At 65.3% G+C, this 19,926-nt stretch carries 18 protein-coding genes; 15 read left to right on the forward strand and 3 right to left on the reverse strand.

Annotation, left to right across the window (positions count from 1 at the left end):
• Positions 1 to 49 precede the first annotated feature (49 nt).
• The 4 genes from L2Y96_RS03140 to L2Y96_RS03155 all read left to right on the forward strand — a co-directional run bounded on the left by L2Y96_RS03140 (position 50) and on the right by L2Y96_RS03155 (position 3,478).
• Entirely contained in the window at positions 50 to 979 is a 930-nt protein-coding gene (locus L2Y96_RS03140; RefSeq protein WP_247332023.1) for a nucleoside hydrolase, read from the forward strand.
• Between the two features lie 126 nt (positions 980 to 1,105).
• A complete protein-coding gene (locus L2Y96_RS03145) occupies positions 1,106 to 1,351 on the forward strand; it encodes a type B 50S ribosomal protein L31 (protein WP_045827588.1) in 246 nt (81 codons plus the stop codon).
• Between the two features lie 244 nt (positions 1,352 to 1,595).
• Positions 1,596 to 2,891, forward strand: a complete 1,296-nt coding sequence (locus L2Y96_RS03150; RefSeq protein ID WP_247332038.1) for a citrate synthase — start codon at positions 1,596 to 1,598, stop codon at positions 2,889 to 2,891.
• A 134-nt stretch (positions 2,892 to 3,025) separates the two neighbouring features.
• Positions 3,026 to 3,478, forward strand: coding sequence for a hypothetical protein (locus L2Y96_RS03155; protein WP_247332040.1), 453 nt, complete (start codon positions 3,026 to 3,028; stop codon positions 3,476 to 3,478).
• Positions 3,479 to 3,562: 84 nt separating this feature from the next.
• On the opposite strand, the gene L2Y96_RS03160 is transcribed toward L2Y96_RS03155, so the two are convergent.
• On the reverse strand, positions 3,563 to 4,213 hold the full coding sequence (locus L2Y96_RS03160; RefSeq protein ID WP_247332074.1) for a hypothetical protein: 651 nt from the start codon (positions 4,211 to 4,213) through the stop codon (positions 3,563 to 3,565).
• A gap of 34 nt (positions 4,214 to 4,247) precedes the next feature.
• On the reverse strand, positions 4,248 to 6,824 hold the full coding sequence (locus tag L2Y96_RS03165) for a penicillin-binding protein 1A (RefSeq protein WP_247332075.1): 2,577 nt from the start codon (positions 6,822 to 6,824) through the stop codon (positions 4,248 to 4,250).
• A 235-nt stretch (positions 6,825 to 7,059) separates the two neighbouring features.
• Here L2Y96_RS03165 and L2Y96_RS03170 point away from each other — a divergent pair, with 235 nt between their 5' ends.
• The 11 genes from L2Y96_RS03170 (at position 7,060) to L2Y96_RS03220 (ending at position 19,403) form a co-directional block, all read left to right on the forward strand.
• Positions 7,060 to 8,118, forward strand: coding sequence for a pilus assembly protein PilM (locus L2Y96_RS03170; protein WP_247332077.1), 1,059 nt, complete (start codon positions 7,060 to 7,062; stop codon positions 8,116 to 8,118).
• Positions 8,118 to 8,867 (forward strand): PilN domain-containing protein, encoded by a 750-nt coding sequence (locus L2Y96_RS03175; RefSeq protein ID WP_247332079.1) that lies wholly within the window; start codon positions 8,118 to 8,120, stop codon positions 8,865 to 8,867. Before L2Y96_RS03170 ends, L2Y96_RS03175 begins: the two co-directional genes overlap by 1 nt.
• Positions 8,864 to 9,517: a type IV pilus inner membrane component PilO gene (locus tag L2Y96_RS03180; RefSeq protein ID WP_247332081.1), complete on the forward strand. Its 654-nt coding sequence runs from the start codon at positions 8,864 to 8,866 to the stop codon at positions 9,515 to 9,517. The genes L2Y96_RS03175 and L2Y96_RS03180 overlap by 4 nt, the downstream gene beginning before the upstream one ends.
• The gene (locus tag L2Y96_RS03185) at positions 9,514 to 10,041 is read left to right on the forward strand and encodes a pilus assembly protein PilP (RefSeq protein ID WP_247332083.1); all 528 of its coding nucleotides are present in this window, start codon (positions 9,514 to 9,516) and stop codon (positions 10,039 to 10,041) included. Before L2Y96_RS03180 ends, L2Y96_RS03185 begins: the two co-directional genes overlap by 4 nt.
• Before the next feature lie 19 nt (positions 10,042 to 10,060).
• On the forward strand, positions 10,061 to 12,289 hold the full coding sequence (locus L2Y96_RS03190; protein ID WP_425492525.1) for a type IV pilus secretin PilQ: 2,229 nt from the start codon (positions 10,061 to 10,063) through the stop codon (positions 12,287 to 12,289).
• A gap of 139 nt (positions 12,290 to 12,428) precedes the next feature.
• A complete protein-coding gene (locus tag L2Y96_RS03195) occupies positions 12,429 to 13,424 on the forward strand; it encodes an AAA family ATPase (RefSeq protein WP_247332084.1) in 996 nt (331 codons plus the stop codon).
• On the forward strand, positions 13,421 to 14,341 hold the full coding sequence (locus L2Y96_RS03200; protein ID WP_247332085.1) for a DUF58 domain-containing protein: 921 nt from the start codon (positions 13,421 to 13,423) through the stop codon (positions 14,339 to 14,341). Before L2Y96_RS03195 ends, L2Y96_RS03200 begins: the two co-directional genes overlap by 4 nt.
• Entirely contained in the window at positions 14,341 to 14,838 is a 498-nt protein-coding gene (locus tag L2Y96_RS03205; protein ID WP_247332087.1) for a DUF4381 domain-containing protein, read from the forward strand. Before L2Y96_RS03200 ends, L2Y96_RS03205 begins: the two co-directional genes overlap by 1 nt.
• Positions 14,825 to 15,811, forward strand: a complete 987-nt coding sequence (locus tag L2Y96_RS03210; RefSeq protein ID WP_247332089.1) for a VWA domain-containing protein — start codon at positions 14,825 to 14,827, stop codon at positions 15,809 to 15,811. The genes L2Y96_RS03205 and L2Y96_RS03210 overlap by 14 nt, the downstream gene beginning before the upstream one ends.
• Positions 15,808 to 17,703, forward strand: a complete 1,896-nt coding sequence (locus L2Y96_RS03215) for a VWA domain-containing protein (RefSeq protein WP_247332090.1) — start codon at positions 15,808 to 15,810, stop codon at positions 17,701 to 17,703. The genes L2Y96_RS03210 and L2Y96_RS03215 overlap by 4 nt, the downstream gene beginning before the upstream one ends.
• Entirely contained in the window at positions 17,700 to 19,403 is a 1,704-nt protein-coding gene (locus L2Y96_RS03220; protein ID WP_247332092.1) for a BatD family protein, read from the forward strand. The genes L2Y96_RS03215 and L2Y96_RS03220 overlap by 4 nt, the downstream gene beginning before the upstream one ends.
• Here the strand turns inward: L2Y96_RS03220 and L2Y96_RS03225 are convergent.
• A complete protein-coding gene (locus L2Y96_RS03225; RefSeq protein ID WP_247332094.1) occupies positions 19,400 to 19,912 on the reverse strand; it encodes an O-acetyl-ADP-ribose deacetylase in 513 nt (170 codons plus the stop codon). The genes L2Y96_RS03220 and L2Y96_RS03225 overlap by 4 nt on opposite strands.
• Positions 19,913 to 19,926 lie beyond the last annotated feature (14 nt).

The raw sequence follows: 19,926 nt of genomic DNA on the forward strand, positions 1-19,926 counted from the left end.
GGGCGCGGCGGCGCTATGCTGTCCGGCCATCAACGGATGCAACCGCAAGATGACACGACTGCCGCTCCTGATTGACACCGATCCCGGTGTCGACGACGCGCTCGCCATCCTCATGGCCCATGCGCATACCGATGTCGCCGCCCTGACCGTGGCCGCGGGTAACGTGGGCCTGAAGCATACGGTGCGCAACGCGCGCACCCTGGTCGATCTGGTGGGCGCCACGACGCCGGTCTTCGCCGGTTGCCCGTCGCCGTTGGTACGCGCGCCCGAGGAAGATGCCGCCTTCGTGCATGGCGAGGATGGCTTTGGCGACGTGGGGTTCCCGGAACCGAAGCACGCGGCGGAGAGTGAGCATGCCGCACTGGCGCTCATTCGCCTTACGAAGGAGCGCCCGGGTGAGCTGACCCTGGTGGCCCTTGGCCCCTTGACCAATCTCGCGCTGGCCGTGCGCCTCGACCCCGGCTTCCCCCAGCGCGTGAAGCGCCTGGTCATCATGGGAGGCGCCGTCACCGGCCATGGCAACACCGGCAAGGTCCCGGCCGAATTCAACATCGGCTTCGATCCCGAGGCGGCCCACGTGGTCTTCGAGGCGTTCGAGATGTTCGACCTGGTCGACTGGGAAGCGACGGTGCGCCACGCGTTCCCTGATGACGTTTACGAGGGCTGGATCGCGAAGGGCGACAAGCGCGCGGCGTTCTTCCACGACGTCTTCGGCACGGCGCGCAAGTTCAATGCCGAGCATGAGCGCACCGGCTTCATCGCGGCCGATGCCCTGGCCATGGCCGTGGCGCTGGATCCGGCCATGGTCACCCGGGCCGAGACGCGGCACGTGGCGATCGAGCTGGACGGCCGGCTGACCCGCGGGGCCACCGTGGTGGATTGGCATAAGCGGCTGGGCGGCAAGGCCAATGCGCGGATCGTGCTGGAAGTGGACCAGGCGCGGTTCAATGCGCTGATTGCCGGGGCCCTTGGGGCCTGAGGGTTCGGGGATCGCGCTCAAGCGCGCCCGTACGGTAGAGCGGCGGTGGTTGGGGGCTGGTTGCGGAGTGACCAGCCCCGGGCTACAATGCCGCTCTTTTCACCCCGCCATTCAAGAATCAAGACCATGAAAGAGAACATCCATCCGAAGTACCAGCCGGTGGTTTTCCAGGACCTGTCGTCGGATTTCGCGTTCCTGACGCGTTCGACCATGTCCTCGAAGGAAACCGTGAAGTGGGAAGACGGTAACGAATACCCGGTCATCAAGCTGGATATCACCAGCCACTCGCACCCGTTCTACACGGGTAAGCAGAAGACCCTCGACGTGGGCGGCCGCGTCGACAAGTTCCGCCAGCGCTACGGCAAGAAGTAAGCCGGCGCTTTCCGCGCGCCGCCTGCGGGGTGGCGTTTCGCGAGGATAGACGGACACGGGGCGAGCCCATGGCTTGCCCCGTGTCTTTTTGCGTGCGTGCGTTCCAGATGCTCGAACGGCCGTTTGACCGGGCAATGTGCGATAATGGGGAACTTCGGTCGCGTCTAGCGGCCGGTACGGTGGCTTCCCCAGGCCACTGTTTCCAACCCCACTTAGTGCCGTAAAAGTTAAAGAGGAGCTCGCCGTGTCCGACGCCAAAACCGTCAAATTGGTCGATGAATCCAACAAGCCCGTGAGTGAACTGCCGGTCATCGGCGGCACCCTGGGTGCCGAGTGCGTCGACATCGGCACGCTCTACAAGGACACCGGTTACTTCACCTACGATCCGGGCTACGGCAGCACCGCCAGCACCAAGAGCGCCATCACCTATATCGACGGTGATAACGGCATCCTGCTGTACCGCGGCTACCCGATCGAACAGCTCGCCGAGAAGTCCACCTTCCTCGAAACCTCGTACCTGCTGCTCAACGGCGAACTGCCGACCAAGCCGCAGTTCGAAAAGTTCTCGAACGACATCACGCATCACTCGATGATGCATGAGAACCTGAAGGACTTCCTGAAGGGCTTCCACCACAACGCACACCCGATGGCCATGCTGGCCGCCTCGGTGGCGTCGCTCTCGGCGTTCTATCACGACGATCTGAACGTCGAGAACCCGGAAGACCGCAAGCTGGCCGCCATCCGCCTCATCGCGAAGATGCCGACCATCGCTTCGGCCATCTACCGCCACTCGATCGGCTGGCCGAACCGCTACCCGCGCAACAACCTCGAGTACGTCACCCGCTTCCTGCACACCATGTTCGAAGTGCCGAGCGAGACGTACCACGTGAACCCGGTCGTCGCGAAGGCGCTCGACCTGCTGTTCATCCTGCACGCCGATCACGAGCAGAACGCTTCCACGTCGACGGTCCGCCTGGTGGGCTCCACCGGTGCGAACCCGTACGCCTCGGTCGCCGCCGGCATCACCGCGCTCTGGGGCCCGGCCCACGGTGGCGCGAACGAAGCCGTACTGCTGCAGCTTGAAGAGATCGGTACGGCCGACAAGGTCGAGACCGCCGTCAAGCGCGCGAAGGACAAGAACGATTCGTTCCGTCTCATGGGCTTCGGCCATCGCGTGTACAAGAACTTCGATCCGCGCGCCAAGATCATCCGCGAGGCATGCCACAACGTGCTCAACGAGCTGGGCGTGAACGATCCGCTCCTCGAAGTGGCCATGAAGCTGGAAGAAGCCGCACTGAAGGACGATTACTTCGTCGAGCGCAAGCTCTACCCGAACGTCGACTTCTACTCGGGCATCATCTACAAGGCCCTGGGCATCCCGACCGAGATGTTCACCGTCATGTTCGCGATCGCCCGCACGTCCGGCTGGATCTCGCACTGGATCGAGCAGCACGAAACCCCGGGGTCGCGCATCGGCCGCCCGCGCCAGATCTACACCGGCGCAGACGTCCGCGACTACACTCCGAGCGACAAGCGCTAAGAAGAAAAAAGCCCGCGAAAGCGGGCTTTTTTTTGCTCGGGGGTTGATGAATCCGGCAGCCTTGTTTGGTTGGCCTGTATCGTGGCGCGAATTCATCGGGGGCATCCGTTGCGAACGCAAAGGAAGGTTCAAGCATGATCCTCAAGATGCTGTTCCAGCAAGACCGCGTTGTAAGTTTCTTGCCCTTACTGCAAATCTTTCACGAAGTCTCGCAAGAGTGGGGCGAGAACTCCGTTGGATGCATTCACTTTGTTTACCAAGGCTATGCGGCTTTGTATGTCGAGAATGCCGCGCTTTATCTTGAAGTCAACGGCATGCGTTGGCTGATGGATGGAAAGGTGAGCCTTTCGTACGCGCACGATATCGAGGCAGGTACAACAAGATTCTCGGTAGGTGTAGAACCGCGTGATCGGGCTTTGGTGTACCCCGCTTGGTGGAAGGACCAGGGGCCGTTGATAGCTCTCGCGGTGCCCGAATCGAGCGAGCGCGAAGACTTTTTTGCTTACATCTGCCGAGTTGCGGCCGATGAAGAGTTGCGCTCAGCACTCACTGATAATTGGTCGAAGGAGCGATGCCTCGATCGATGAGGCGACCAGTGAATTGGACAATTGCGACGAATAACTTGCCGCTAAAGCCCCGTCAATGGCGAGGCTTTAGCGACGCTTTCGGGCTCAACTGCTAAAGGCTGCGATATCTTCCTCGGCCAGCAGCTCTTGCACCATCGCCCGCGTGGCGCGACGCATCGGCCGTTCATCCACGCGATCAAGCGGTGCCTGGCGTAGGGCATCCAGCGGTAGCACCGTGATATCGAAGGGAATGCCGTCGGCGCCGAACAGGAGCACCGTGTGTTCGCTCTGGTCGCTGTTCGACCAGCGCAGTCGGCGGGTCTGGGTCTCGAGGGGGATGCCCTGTTCCTGCAGGAACAAGCCTGGGGCTTCCGGGTCGTCGCTGTAGACGTGCAGGCAGACGGCGGAGTGCTCATCAGCGGTGCCTTCCAGCACGGCGCCGACCAGTCGTGAATCGAAGCTGCGAAGGAAACGCATCGCTTCCACGGCGGCTTCGCGGCGCGCGCGTAACGCCTGGGGCTGCGTCTCGCCATGGAAGATGCGCTGGTGCTCGCGCAGCGCGTCTTCGATTTCCTGGTTGCGGGGCAGGGCCTGCGTATCGACGATGCCCAGCCGCTCGGCGGCTTTCAGTTTCGCGTGGTGGAAGTCACGAATGCCATGCTCGCTCATCAGGCGTGCAGCCTCCTGGGCCACCAGGACGCGGTTGCGCTGCGTCCTGTCCTGGGCATGGATCTTGTGGTGTTCGCCTCGTGCCATGACTCACCCCCGTATGGTGATAAGAGTTGCCGCGTCAGAAGATGTCGTAGGCGTGGTCCTGCTGTTCCTCCTGCTGCTTTTGCTGCGCCTGTTCGCGGAGGCGGTCAACGTCCTCCACCTTCATGATCTCGTTCATGCCGCCCGGCGAGGGAAGGCCCGTGGCCGGGTCGATCTGTACCGTCGCGATGCCCGGCGGCATGGCCAGCGTGTGCGAAGGCTTGTCCTTAAGTACCGCACCCATGTAATCCATCCAGATGGGCAGCGCCGCCTTGGCGCCGAACTCGCCACGACCCAGCGAGCTGAAATCGTCGAAGCCCACCCACACGGCCGTGGATACGTCACCGTTGAAGCCGACGAACCACGCATCGCGGTGGTCGTTGGTCGAGCCTGTCTTGCCAGCGATGTCGTCGCGGCCAAGGGCACGTGCCGCCGAACCGGTACCGCGCTTGACGACATCCTGCATGAGCGAGGTCACGAGGTAGTCGTTGCGCACGTCGATGACGTGCGGTGCAAGCTTGGGCGCCTGCGAGGCGTTGTCGTGCGCATCGGCCGGCAGCACCGCATCGCCCGTCGCGGCGATACCGGCGCTGGCGGAAGAGGCGGGCTTGGCCGGGATGGCTGCCGTGCTGGGCTGGTTCGGCGGGCCGGGCGGGGTCGGGTTGAGCAGACGCTCCTGGCAATCGGCGCAGGCGCGTTCCGGGTTGGCCACGTACACCGGGTTGCCATCGCGATCGTCGATCCGCGAGATGAAGTACGGCGTGACCAGGTAGCCGCCGTTGGCGAAGACCGCGTAGCCGCGTGCCATGCTCATCGGCGATACGGACGCCGTGCCCAGCGCCAGGGACAGGTTCTGCGGCAAGGCATCGGGCGTGAAGCCGAAGCGGGTCATGTAGTCGCGCGCATAGCGCACGCCGATCGCGTCGAGCAGGCGCACGGACACGAGGTTCTTCGACTGCACCAGTGCTTCACGCAAGCGCATGGGGCCGCTGAACTTGTTGTCGTCGTTGGACGGTGTCCATACGCCATCCGGACGGCTCGGGTCGGGGAATGCGACCGGCGCATCGTTCACGATCGAAGCGGGCGTAAAGCCGCGCTCGAAGGCCGACGAATAGAGGTAAGGCTTGAAGCTGGAGCCCGGCTGGCGTGCGGCCATCACGGCGCGATTGAACTTGGAGCGGGCAAAACTGAAGCCGCCGACCAGTGCGCGTACGGCGCCGTCTTCCGGATCCACCGAAACCAGCGCAGCCTGCACGGCCGGGATCTGCGTGAGGCGCCACGGCCCCTTGTTCGACTCAGGCTTTGCCTCGGTCGTGGTCGCTGCGGTATCCGAGGCCTTCGCGTCTTCGGAAATATCGTCCTTCTCGCTGCGGATCAGGCGGACGATATCGCCGCGCTTGAGGACCGTATCGACGCGGGTGGGCGTGGCGCCTGCGCGGCCTTCATTGACGTAAGGCCGGGCCCACGCGATGGACTCGAGGCTGAGCGTCGCCGATTCCTTCGCGTTGAGGTACACCGTGGCCTCCTTGGCACCGGTCGCCGTGACGATGGCGGGCATCATGCCCGCGACCGGCGTGTAGCTGGCGAGAACGCGGTCGAAATCCTCAGGACCGGCGCCGGCGGGCAGTTCCTCGTGGCCTTCGGGCCCGCGATAACCGTGGCGGCGGTCGTAAGCGGAGAGGCGGCCGCGCAGCGCGTCGTTTGCCGCGGCCTGGCTTTCGCTCGGCACCGTGGTGTGTACGACGTAGCCCTCGGTGAGTGCGTCGTTACCGAGCTTCTCGAGCGTTTGCTGGCGGACCATTTCGGCGAGGTAAGGCGCATCGACTTCGATCTGCTGCTCGTGCGGATACGCGTCGTTCGGCTCTTTCACCGCTTCGTCGTGCTCTGCCTGCGTAATGAAGCGGTTGGCGAGCATCTGGCCCAGCACCCAGTCGCGGCGGGCGATCATGCGCTTGGGGTTGTTCAGGGGGTTGACCACGGACGGAAGCTGGAACGTCGACGCGATGGTGGCGCACTGGGCCACGGTCAGCTGGTCGAGCGTCTTTCCGTAGTAATACGAAGCGGCGGCGGCCACGCCGTAGGCGCGATGGCCCAGGAACATCTTATTAAGGTAGAGCTCGAGGATCTGGTCCTTGGTGAGCTCGTTCTCCATCCGCAGCGCGATAAACATTTCTGTCAATTTGCGCGAATAGAGTTTCTCCGGGCTAAGGAAGAAGTTGCGCGCGACCTGCTGGGTGATGGTGGAGCCGCCAGGACCCTTGTCGCCGCCCGATACGATGACGTGGATGCCTGCGCGGGCGATGCCGTGCCAGTCCACGCCAGGGTGGCTATAGAAATCGCCATCTTCTGCCGATAAGACAGCATTCTTCAGGCGTGCGGGCACGTCGGCGATACGCACCGGGATGCGCCGGGTCTCACCGAAGGATGCGATGAGCTTGCCGTCGGCGCTGAGGACGCGCAGGGGGACCTGCATGTGGTAATCGCGCAGTACCGCCACCGAGGGCAGGCGCGGGGCAAGGAGCCAGTACGCGACGCCGATGGCTCCCGCGACGAACAGGATGCCAGCCAGGGTCAGGTACAGCGCGATACGCAGCAGACGCTTGAAGATTCGCATGAAGGGGAGGGGTCACCGCCATCTAGGTCGAGCCGGAGTATAGAGCCTAGCCACCTCCGGGAGCGGCCGGGCGGGGTTCGACCCGGTCTGAAGGGAGAACGCTAACCCAGCGTCAGGATTTGTGAATTAGTGCCGATAAGGGCCCCGATGGGCCGTTGCTTATCCGTTAAGTTTTAGATTTAATGCCTTCGCGCCGAAGACCAAATTCCGACAAGGCGCGGGGAAGGGGGACACAGTGGGGCTCTTTACACCCAAAGCGGCGCCGTTGATCGGCGTCGACATCAGTTCGACCGCAGTAAAGCTGCTACAGCTCAGTGAGGCAGGCGGGCGCTATCGCGTCGAGCACTATGCCGTTGAGCCGTTGCCGCCCAATGCCGTCGTCGAAAAGAACATCGTCGAGGTCGAGGCGGTTGGCGAGGCTATCCGCCGCGCCCTCGCTCGCTCCGGCGCCAAGGTGAAGCACGCCGCCGCGGCTGTCGCGGGGTCGGCGGTTATTACCCGGATCATACCCATGTCGGCCGACCTCTCCGAGGACGACCTCGAGGGCCAGATCCAGGTAGAGGCTAACCAGTACATTCCATACCCGATCGAGGAAGTTAGCCTCGATTTCGAGGTGATGGGCCCTGTTCGCGACAACCCGGAGATGAACAACATCCTCCTGGCCGCCTCGCGGACGGAAAACGTCGATATGCGCATCGCAGCGCTCGACCTCGGCGGCTTGACCGCCCGGGTGATCGACGTCGAGGCCTTCGCCATGGAGAACGCCTTCGCCATGGTCGCTGACCAGCTGGCGGTTTCCCGCGATGCCCTGGTGGCCGTGGTGGATATCGGCGCGACCATGACGACCCTCGCGGTCCTCAAGAACCAGCGCACCATCTATTCGCGTGAGCAGGTGTTCGGTGGCAAGCAGCTCACCGACGAGATCATGCGCCGCTACGGCCTTTCCTATGAGGAAGCGGGCCGGGCCAAGCGCAAGGGCGGCCTGCCCGAGTCGTACGAGATGGAAGCGCTCGAGCCGTTCAAGGAGTCGCTGGTCCAGCAGGTCAGCCGCCTCCTGCAGTTCTTCTTCGCCGGCAGCGAGTACAGCCGCGTCGACCAGGTAGTACTGGCGGGCGGTTGCGCGGCCATCGAAGGCATTACCGAAATCCTCGAGCAGCAGCTTGGCGTGCCCTGCGTGGTGGCCAACCCGCTGGCTCGCATGTCCCTGTCCAGCAAGGTCCAGGCCCAGACACTCGCCCAGGATGCCCCCGCGCTGATGATCGCCGTCGGCCTGGCCATGCGGAGCTTCGACTGATGGCGCGCATTAACCTACTTCCGTGGCGCGCCGAGCGCCGCAAGCAGCGGGAACGCGAGTTCTACATGCAGCTGGGTATCGCCTTTGCGGCGGCCCTGGTCGTGCTGATTGGCTGGTCCTACTGGATGGGCGCCCGGATCGATAACCAGGGCGAGCGCAACACCTACCTGCAGGGCGAGATCAAGCAGCTGGATGACCGCATCGCCAAGATCAAGGACCTTGAGAAGGTCCGTGCCGGCCTGCTCCAGCGCAAACAGATCATCGAGCAGCTCCAGGCGAACCGCTCGCAGATGGTCCACCTGTTCGACGAGCTGGTGAAGACGATCCCTGCCAGCGCGCGCCTGGGTTCGATGAAGCAGTCCGGTGATTCGATGTCACTCGACGGCGTGGCTCAGTCGAACTCCAGCGTGGCCGAGTACATGCGCAACATCGAGACCTCGCCCTGGATGGGCCATGCGGATCTCCGCAAGACGGAGAACACGCACGATGACTCGCGCATGCCGTACTCGTTCGGCCTCGATGTGAAGCTGAATACGCCTAGCGCGGATGCCCCGGCATCGTCGTCGAGCGTGGCCCCTGTGGCGACGCCCGCCGTACCGGCGCCGCTCGCTAACGCCGCAACGGCCGTGACCGGCGCGCCTGCGCCGGCCGCACAGCCTGGCGCCGCCCCGGCCGTCGCACCTGCGGCATCGGCCGCCGCTGCGAAGCCGGCGACCGCTGCAGCCGCACCGGCAGGAGCCAAGCCATGAGTTTCCTTGACGATCTGCGTAATCTCGATCGCAACAACGTCGGTGGCTGGCCGAAGACGGTGAAGATGTTCTTCACCGGCCTGGTGTTCGTTGTCGTCGTCCTGGCTGGCTGGTACTTCGAGATCAGCTCGCAGCAGGATGAACTCACCAGCGCCGAGGCCAAGGAAGTCTCGCTGAAGTCAGAGTTTTCCCAGAAGCAAGCCAAGTCCGCGAACCTCGAGGCGCTTGAGCAGCAGCTGGCTGAAATGCAGGACATGCTCCGCCAGTTGCTCCGCCAGTTGCCGAGCAAGACGGAAATGCCTGAGCTGCTGGTGGATATCTCGCAGACGGCCCTGGCCGCCGGCCTGGAATCCGACCTGTTCCAGCCTGGCCCGGAAACCCCGAAGGACTTCTACGCCGAAAAGCCGATCACGCTCCGTATGGTGGGTACCTACCACCAGTTCGGTACGTTCATCAGCGGCGTCGCGTCACTTCCGCGTGTCGTTATCCTGACGCTCCACGACGTTTCGCTGAAGCCGAAGGATGCAGGCAAGGGCGGTGTAGGCTCCGGTCAGCTTGTCCTGCAGGGCACCGTGAAGACGTACCGCTACCTCGAAGATGACGAGGCGGCGGCCCAGCAGAAGACGAACCAAAAGGCAGGTGCCAAGTGACCAGCGCCCGTCACCTCCACCTCCGCCTCGCGGCGGCCAGCCTCGCCCTGGTGGCGCTGGCCGGCTGCACGCGCGGCCAGTCCGACCTGCGTGACTGGGTCGACGCCGAGAAGCACAAGAAGGGTGAGCCGATCCCGCCGTTGCCGGTGATCCGCACCTTCGAAACGTTTGCGTACCAGGACCAGACCGCACGTGATCCGTTCAGCCCGAGCACGGCCGAAATGGATAACTCGGCGGCCAACGGCCCCCGGCCGGACGAGAACCGTCCGAAGGAGCCGTTGGAGATGTTCTCCCTGGATACGCTGAAGATGGTTGGCACGGTAGGTGCAGGACCCAGCCTGGAGGCCCTCGTGAAGGACCCGGGTGGTGTCATTCATCGGGTGCATCGCAATGAGTACATGGGGCAGTCGTACGGCCGCGTCACGGCCGTGGGGGAAGACCGCATCGATCTGGTCGAACTGGTACCGAACGGTACCGGCGGCTGGATGGAGCGTCCGGCAAGCATCGCGGTCGGCGACAAATAAGAACTCGGGGATGAAGCACATGACGACCAATTCCACTCATCTGCCGGGTAGCGCGCGTGTCCGCATGCGCCGCTGGACCCTCGCAGTCGCGCTGGTCGCGGCTTGCGGGTTCGCCGGCACCGCGGCGGCCGCGACGGCGCTCAAGAACGTCACCTACGACGCACAGCCTGGCGGCCGCGTTGAACTGACGCTCGCCTTCTCGGGCCATGCACCGGAGCCGAAGGTCTTCACGACCACGAACCCGCCGCGCATCGCCATCGACCTGCCGGATACCACGAACGCCTTCTCCACCCGCCACCTGGATGTGGGCAAGGGCTCGACCTCCGGCGTGTCCGTGGTAGCGGCCGGTGACCGGACGCGCGTCACCGTCGAACTGTTCCGCGATTCGGCCTACAAGACCCGAGTTGACGGCAACAACCTGATCGTGACCGTGAACAACGGCCCGACCGGTGCGACGACCACGACGGCCGTGGTTTCCGATCCGACCAAGGCACTGCCTTCCAGCGCCGGCACGCCGCTGTCGAATATCGACTTCCGCCGTGGCGACAACGGCCAGGGTCGCGTCATCGTGACGCTCGGCAACGAAGGCACCACGCCGGAAATGCGTCGCGAGAACGACCGCGTCGTGGTCAGCTTCACCGGCGCTACGCTGCCGACGAAGCTGGCGCAGCGCCTGGACGTGCTCGACTTCGCCACGCCAGTGCAGTCCATCCAGTCCTCGTCGGTGCCTGGTGGCACCCGCATGGAAATCCGTACCAAGGGCGACACGGATGTGTCGGCTTACCAGAACGGTACCGAGTACGTGGTGGAAGTGGCGCCGAAGAAGGCCGCACCGGTGTCGGGCAAGGCCGCGAAGGGGCAGGAACCGACGTATTCGGGTTCGCGCCTGACCTTCAACTTCCAGGACATCCCGGTGCGCTCGGCCCTGCAGCTCATCGCTGACGAAGCCAAGCTCAACCTGGTCGCCTCTGACAGTGTCGGCGGCAGCGTGACCCTGCGCCTCGTCAACACGCCGTGGGATCAGGCGCTCGACGTCATCCTCCGCGCCAAGGGCCTGGATAAGCGTCGCAGCGGTAACGTCATCTGGATCGCGCCACAGCAGGAGCTGGCTACTTACGAGCAGAGCCTGGCAGATGCACGCCAGAAGGCAGAGGACAATGCTGAACTCGTGGCGGATTACATTCCGATCAGCTACGGCAAGGCCGAAGACATCGCCAAGCTGCTCACCCAGGGCAGCATGACGGGCGGCGGCGGCAGCACAAGCGGCAACACGACGCGTGGTTTCCTTTCCGCTCGCGGCAGTGTTTCGTTCGATGAGCGCACCAACACGCTTCTGATCAACGATACGCCGGACAAGATCCGTGACCTGCGCGAACTCATCGGCACGCTCGACCGGCCGGTGCAGCAGGTGCTGATCGAATCGCGCATCGTCGTCGCGACCGATACGTTTACCCGTGACCTCGGCGTGCGCTGGGGTGTGCAGGCCACGCAGACCAACTCGAGCGGCCAGGTCATCGGCACCACGCCTGACCTCACCAGCGGTACGGCGCCGAACCAGGGCACGGCTGGCCTGGCGACCCAGGTCTGGAACGCGAACCACGCCGCTGCCGGTACGCAGAGCACCATCACCTATCCGGGTGGCTACAACGTCAACCTGCCGGTGACAAACCCGGCCGGTAGCCTGGGCCTGGCGATTCTTGGCTCGAACTACCTGGTGGACCTGGAACTCTCGGCCGCGCAGACCGAGGGCCGCAGCGAAGTGATCTCCAGCCCGCGTGTTATCACCGCCAACCAGCAGGAAGCCGTGATCAAGCAGGGTACCGAGATCGGTTACGTCACCTACCAGGCCTCGAGCACGGGTGGTGGCGCATCGAATGCGACGGTGCAGTTCAAGGACGCCGTGCTCGAGCTGCGCGTGACCCCGACGATCACCGCCGACAGCCGCGTATACCTCAAGATCAACGTGAAGAAGGACGCTCTCGCCGGCAATACGCCGTCGCCGGGTGGTGGCTTCGTCCCGTCGATCGATACCCGCGAAATCAACACCTCGGTGCTGGTGGATAACGGCCAGACCGTGGTCCTGGGTGGCATCTACGAGATCACCAAGTCCAACACCACCAAGAAGGTCCCGGGTCTCGGCGATATCCCTGGCATCGGTGTCCTGTTCCGCAATACCTCGCGCCAGAACGACAAGGCTGAGCTGCTCATCTTCGTGACGCCGCGCATCCTCAGCAGCACGCTGCAGTAACCGCAAAATCGTTTCCGGCAGTACCCAGGGGCGGCCTTCCAAGGGCCGCCCTTTTTTTGTGCCCAACTTCCGGCCCTAAACTTTAGGGCGCTGCTGTGGTCTCATCGGACCTGTCGTCCGCTTTTTACGAGCCATCGCCATGCCCGAGACCCTGCCTGCCGCCACGACGCCCCTCCAGGAGGCCTTCGTCCACCTGCGTGAAGAGCTGTCCCGCGGCATCATTGGCCAGCCCCACCTGGTGGAGTGCCTGCTGATCGCCTTGCTGGCGGACGGTCACCTGCTGGTGGAGGGCGCGCCGGGCCTGGCCAAGACCACGGCGATCAAGGCGCTTGCCACCCGCGTTGAAGCGGACTTCCACCGCATCCAGTTCACCCCCGACCTGCTCCCGGCCGACCTCACCGGCACGGATATCTTCCGGCCCCAGACCGGTACGTTCGAATTCGAGCGCGGCCCGCTGTTCCACAACATCGTGCTGGCCGATGAGATCAACCGCGCGCCGGCCAAGGTCCAGTCGGCCCTGCTCGAGGCTATGGCGGAACGTCAGATCACGATCGGCCGCCGGACCTGGCCGTTGCCCGAGCTGTTCATGGTGATGGCGACGCAGAACCCCATCGAGCAGGAGGGCACGTTCGCGCTGCCCGAGGCCCAGCTCGATCGATTCCTCATGCACGTCACCATCGGCTATCCCGATGCGGAAGCCGAACTGGCCATTCTCCGCCTTGCCCGCGATCAGGCACGCGAGTCCATGCATCCCGTACCGCCGCCAGCGCATTTGTTGCGCCCGGCAGATGTCTTCGCGGCCCGTGATGCCGTGCTCGCCGTGCATATGGCCGCACCACTGGAGCTGTACATCACGCAGCTGGTCGTCGCCACGCGTGATGCGGGCCGCTACGGTCCCGAGCTCGCGCGCTGGATCGCATGGGGTGCGAGCCCGCGTGCCAGCATCGCGCTCGATCGCTGCGCCCGCGCCCATGCGTGGTTGGCCGGCCGCGATTACGCGCTGCCTGAAGACGTCCACGCCATCGCGCATGAAGTGCTTCGCCATCGCGTGCTGCCCAGCTATGAGGCCGAAGCCGAAGGCGTGCGCGTCGATACCGTCATCGACCGCCTGCTGGATCTCGTGCCGCTGCCGTGAGCGCTGTTCCTTCCGTCGTCGACCCGCGCGTCAACGTCGCGCTGCCTGACCTGTTGGCCCTGCGCTCACGGATCATGCGCGCGCCGCCGCCTCAGGTGGTGTCGCGCGCACCTCGCAGCGGCCAACGTCCGGGGCGCTTGCACGGGCGCGGCATGGACTACGCCGAATCCCGCGTATACCAGGCGGGCGACGATGTCCGCCGCATGGACTGGCGCCTTACGGCACGTAGCGGCGTCGCACATACCAAGCTGTTCCAGGAAGAACGCGAAGGGCGCCTGCTCGTGCTGCTGGATACCAATGCGAGCATGCGGTTCGGCACGCGTACCCGCTTTAAATCGGTGCAAGCGGCGCGCGCCGCGGCTACCGCCGCGTGGTACGCGATCCGTGGCGGCGACCGCGTGGGGGTGCTCGCCTTTGGCGCGCAGCGACACCTGCTCCGCCCACAAGCCGGCCCGCGCGGTGCGCTCGCTGTCTGTGGTGCGCTCGCGGCCTGGGATGCCTTGGCGCCGGGCGAGGACGAAAGCCTCTCGGCCGCCGTGCAACGTGCTGGCCGTCTCATGCATGGCGCTTCGCGCGTGCTGCTCGTGAGCGATGGCTTTGCCGTGGACGAGGCGGCCCACGGTCGTATGCTTGGGCTGGCCGGAAAGGCTGAAGTCCGTGTCCTGACCGTGGCCGACCCACTCGAAATGGGCGAGCCGCCGCCCGGGCGTTACCCATTCGCCCACCGTGGCGTGCACTACGACATCGCGTTGCACGGCGAGCGCCAGCGTGCCGACTTCGCCCGTGCGCTTGGCGATGGCCGCCTTCGCCTCGATGCCCTCGCCAACCGCTTGGGGCTTCGTCACCGTACGATCGATACCTCTGCCGAGCCGCTCGATGCCATCATCGATCTGCTTGGCGCAGCGAGGGGCCGTTGATGCCGCCACAAGGGCCTGAACTGCGCGATATCCACGTGCCCCACGTCTCCTGGTGGCCTCTTGCCCCCGGCTGGTGGTTGCTGGCGGGCATCATCGTTGCCGCGCTCATCGTGTTGGCATGGCGGTGGCGCCGCCGCGTCCATCGTCGCCGCTATATCGACCGGCTGCTCACGGGCCTGCGCGATGCGCGCACGCGCCACGCGGCCGACGGCGATAACGCGGCCTTCGCCGCGAGTGCTCATGAACTCGTTCGGCGCGTTGCCCGTACACGCGATCCCGCCAGTGTGACCCTCTCTGCGCGCGCGTGGCACGAGGCGCTTGCCGCCATGGCACCGGCGCGCGATGTAACACGGCTTGCCCAGCTGGATCATGTGATGTATCAGCCGCGCGCAAGCCTGGATGTCGATGCCGTCGCCAACGATGTCGACGCCTGGGTCCGCGATGTGCTCTCGCACCGGATTGTGCGGGGCAAAGGGAGGCAGCATGCCGCTTCCTGAGTTTGCCTGGCCCTGGCTCTTCCTTGCGCTGCCGCTACCGTGGCTGATGAGGAAGCTCTTGCGGCCCGTTCGCCCGGCACAGGCGCTGAACCTGCCTCAGCCAGGTATCACCCTGGTGCCGGCATCGGCAAATCGCGCCTCGTTCGCGAGCTCCGCGCTCATGCTGCTGGCATGGGTGTGCCTCGTGACGGCGGCGGCCCGTCCGCAGCACCTGGGGCCTCCCGAGCCCCAAAAGCGCAGCGGTCGCGCCACCATGCTCGCCGTCGATCTGTCGGGCAGCATGTCGCTGGACGACATGCAGCTTGCCGGGCGTCAGGTCACGCGTTTCGCCGCGGTGGAAGCGATCGCAGGCGACTTCATCGATCGCCGCGCAGGCGATGAACTGGGGCTCGTATTGTTTGGTTCGCAGGCCTACCTCGTGACACCGCTGACCTACGACCTGGATGCCGTACGCGCGCAATTGCACGACGCCGTCGTCGGCTTGCCGGGCCGTGAAACCGCGATTGGCGACGCTATCGCCGTGGCAGTCAAGCGCCTCGCCGACTTGCCACAGCAGGCACGCGTACTCGTGTTGCTCACCGATGGCGTGAACAACGCCGGCTCCATTGCCCCGCGCGAAGCAGCGCGCGCCGCGAAAGCAGCGGGTGTGCGCGTCTACACCATCGGCATCGGCGCTACCGCCATGCGCGTTCCCGACTTCTTCGGATCGCGTATCGAGAACCCGTCAGCCGACCTCGACGTGGGCATGCTTACCGATATCGCGAACCAGACCGGTGGCCGCTTCTTCCGCGCGACCGACACGGATGAATTGGCCAAGGCCTACCGGCAGATCGACGAGCTGGAGCCCGTGCCGCAGCAGGGCGCGTCGCTGCGGCCGCGCGATGAACTGTTCCGCTGGCCGCTGTTGGCTGCACTGGCGTTGCTTGTTATCGCGCTGGTTCCGCGTTGGTTGCCTGCGAGGGTTACCGCATGAGTGCTTTCGCCGCACAGTTCCATTTCCTCCAGCCTCACTGGCTGTGGCTGTTGCTGCTGGTCCCCTTCCTGGCCTGGGCGATGTTGCGCCGTTCGCCTGAGGTCCGGGTGCTTTCCAGACTGGCGGATCCGGGGCTTCTCCCGTATCTGCTCGACGGCACGCCGCGCGCATCGAGGCTGCCCGCGTGGGCCGTCTCCGTGGCAGCCGTCCTTGCCATCGTCGCGCTGGCGGGCCCGGCGTGGGATCACTCCTCGGAGCAGCTTTTCAGCGAGCGCGCCGCACAGGTCGTCGTCGTGTCGATGTCGCCGCGCATGTTGGCGCGCGACGTGGTACCTGATCGACTCAGCCGCGTGCGCTACAAGGTGCGCGAACTGTACGCGGGCAATAGCGACGGCATGAATGCGCTCGTGGCTTATACCGGCGAACCGTTCATCGTCGCGCCGCTCACGACCGATGCGCATAGCGTCGACGATCTGCTCGCGGCACTCTCGCCGGATACGATGCCGGTGGGTGGCGACGATGCAGGCAAGGCGATCGACCAGGCGGTGGATCTGATCCGTCATGCCGATGTACGCGGCGGTTCGATCGTGGTCGTCACCGATCACGCCGATGCGGGTGCACAGGCGGCCGCGCGTCGTGCGGTGGCCGCAGGCGATCGCGTTTCCGTTCTTGGTATTGGCACCCCGCGCGGTGGCCCCATCACATCCGACGATGGCCAGTTCCTCAAGGACGAGCAGGGGACCATCGTGATGGCGCCGCGCGACGACGCTTCGTTGCGCGCGCTCGCCACGGCGGGATCGGGCGCGTTCGCGGTGGCCGGCGATGATCGGTCCGATATCACGGCGATGGTCGCGGCACTGCGCGATGCGGGCAAAACGACAGCGGAAGACGGTAAGAGCACATCGCGCTGGGAGGACCGTGGCCCGTGGCTGCTCCTGCCGTTGCTTCCACTCGTGGCGCTCGGTTTCCGCCGTGGCTGGCTGCTTCTCGTGTTGCTTACGCTCGTGCCGTTCGCTCCGTCGCGCGCGGCCACGGTGCAGGACATCTTTCATACCCGCGATCAGCAGGCCGCCGCGGCGCTCGCCAAGGGTGATGCGAAGCAGGCGCAGGCGTTAGCCCGCAGTGCCGGGCTGCGCGGCGCGGCGGCGTATCGCGCTGGTGATTTCGCCGCAGCCGAATCCGCCCTGCAGGAAGCCCACGACAGCGATAGCCAGTACAACCTGGGTAACGCGCTCGCTAAGCAGCAGCAGTACGAGCAGGCGATCGCTGCGTACGATCGCGCGCTGAAAGCGAACCCGGCGAATGCGGATGCCACGGCCAATCGCAAGGCCGTGGAAGATTTCATGAAGCAGCAGAAACAAAAAAAGGACGATCAGGGCGCCAAAGGCCAGAAAAACGGCCAGCCGGACAAGAAACCGGGCGAGCAGGGCAAGGATCAGCAGAACCAGCAAGGCGAACAAGGCCAGCAGGGCGATGCATCGAAGGGCCAGCAGGGTGGGCAGTCCGCTGGTGGCCAGGATCAGCAACCACAGCAGCAAGGCACGCCCGGCCAGGCCGGCGAGGGCGAGGGCAAGGACAAAGGCACCGACGCAGGCAAGGCGCAGCCACCGCAGGGCGATGCCAATGGCAAATCCGCCGCCGAGCGCGCCCAGGCCGAGCAGGCGCAGCAAGCGCTGAAACAGAAAATGGATGCGGCGCTCGCGGGTAAGGAGAAGGGCGACAAGGGTGACCAGCACGACCTTGGCCAGTTGTCCGAAGAAGAGGCTTCCTCGAAGTTGCCCGCCGATGTCCGCCGCCAGCTGATGCGCGTGCCCGATGACCCGGGTGGCCTGCTGCGCAGGAAGTTCATGCTCGAATACCAGCGCCGCCATGGCGCGGAGCCGGAGGAATGATGATGCGCCATGCATGGCTGGCCCTTGCCCTGTCACTGGCCGTGACGGTCGCTCACGCCCAGGCCAGCGCGCCGGTGGCGTCGCTGGACCGCAGCCACGTCGGGAATGGCGAGACGGTCACGCTCAATATCGACGTGGGTGATGACGACCTGGGTAACCCGGATCTCTCTCCGTTGTCGGCGGACTTCCAGGTGCTGGGTACATCGACCAATCACACGCTGAGCATCATCAATGGCCGCCGCGAAGCGCATACCATCCTTGGCGTGGCGTTACGGCCCAAACATGAAGGGCAACTCACCGTTCCCGCGCTCACCATCGGCGGCCAGGCGACGCAGCCGCTACCCCTGACGGTGGAAGCAACGAGCACGTCACCGGCAGATGCCTCGAATCGTCCGGTGGTACTCGAGGGTAAGGTCGATCCGGCGCAGGGTTATGTCGGCCAGCAGTTCGACTACACGCTGCGTTTGTATTTCGCAGTGAACCTGGCCGACGGCCAGTTAGGCGATCCCTCCGCGGAAGGCGCGGAAATTCGCCGCATTGGCTCCGATGCCAACTACCAGACCGAGCGCGGTGGCCGCCGCTTCAACGTGGTCGAGCGCCACTACGCGATCATTCCGCAGCATCCTGGCCGGTTGGTGGTGCAGGCGCCTGGCTTCCAGGGCACGGCGGTGGATCCCACCGACATGAACTCGTTCTTTGGCGCGGGTTCACCCGTAAACGCGGTAGCGCAGCCTCAGAACGTGGACGTACAGGCACGCCCCGCCAATGCGCCCGATGGTGCGTGGCTACCCGCGCGCAGCCTGAAGCTCTCATTGGATGGCTTTCCGGCCGATGGCACCGCGCGGGTGGGCCAGCCGATGACCCTGGGCATGCGCCTGGATGCCACCGGCCTGCCGTTCGAAGCGCTGCCTGCCTTGTCGTTGCCGAAGCTTGATGGCGCGGATGTCTATCCCGACAAAGCGGTGACCGGGAGCAGTTCGAGTGGCCCGTGGATCACCGGTCGCCGCCAGCAGGGGTTCGCCGTCGTGCCGACCCGGCCCGGCACGCTGCACATCCCGGAGACCACGTTGCACTGGTGGAACGTGGTGACGGACAAGCCTGAGACCGCCACGCTTCCTGCCCGCGACATCGTCGTAGCGGCGGGTAGCGGTGTGCCCGTGGCGCCGCCAGCATCCCCTGCATCGGGTGGTATGCAGCCGGTAGGCAGTCCCGCCACGGCGGGCACGGTCGCCGCACCCGTGGGTCAGGTAGCCGGGCTGACGTCATGGCGCTGGATTGCTGTTGGGCTCGCCGCGCTCTGGGTGCTGACCCTTCTGGCCTGGGCGGTCTGGGCCCGTCGGCGCCGCGATACGGTTCCCGCCGGTGCGCCTGCCGTTCGACCGGAAGCACGTCGTCCGGGGCCTGCCCGTGAGGATTTCCTCAAGGCGACGGACGCCGGTGACGCCGTTTCCATCGAGCGCGCACTGCTCGGTTGGGCACGCGTGATACGTCCGGGCATCCGCTCATTGGGCGACCTTGCCGCGGCCTTGCGCCCCGGCCTGCAGCGTGAAGCCATCGGCGCCTTGCAGCGCGCGCGCTTCGGCCAGGGTGGGCTGGATACCGCCGGTATACGGACAGCGTTCGCTGGTGGCTTCGACTGGGCGCCGTCATCAGTCGGACCTGCGGACCAGGGCGGTTTGCCGCCGCTTTACCCGCGCTAGCCCGCGAGGGCAGCGCGAAGATGCCCCGCCATGGCGGGGCTGAAAGCGCACAACAGCACCTCGCGTGGCCGCCATGCGGCCTCGCGTATCGTGCGCACCGCAATCGCGGCAGCGAGCATGGCCGGATAGCCGTAAACCCCTGTACTTACGCAGGGAAAAGCGATGCTTGCGAGGCCGTGTTCCCGGGCCAGCGCGAGGCTGTGGCGATAGCAGGCGGCCAGAAGGCCTGGCTCGCCCTGGTCGCCGCCATGCCACACCGGGCCAACGGTGTGGATGACGTAACGTGAGGGCAGGGCGAAGCCCCCGGTGATTCGTGCCTCGCCGGTGGGGCAGCGGACGCCGGGCCGTACCTCCGGGAGCGCCCTGCACGCCGCCAGCAGCCCCGGGCCGGCCGCCCGGTGGATCGCCCCATCGACCCCTCCGCCACCCAGGAGGGACTCGTTGGCGGCGTTGACGATAGCGTCGAGCGCCAGGCTTGTGATGTCCGCCTCGACGACTTCCAGACTCATCGTCATTCCTCGCT

It is taken from the genome of Luteibacter aegosomaticola, assembly GCF_023078475.1.
In the GTDB taxonomy this organism is placed as follows: domain Bacteria; phylum Pseudomonadota; class Gammaproteobacteria; order Xanthomonadales; family Rhodanobacteraceae; genus Luteibacter; species Luteibacter aegosomaticola.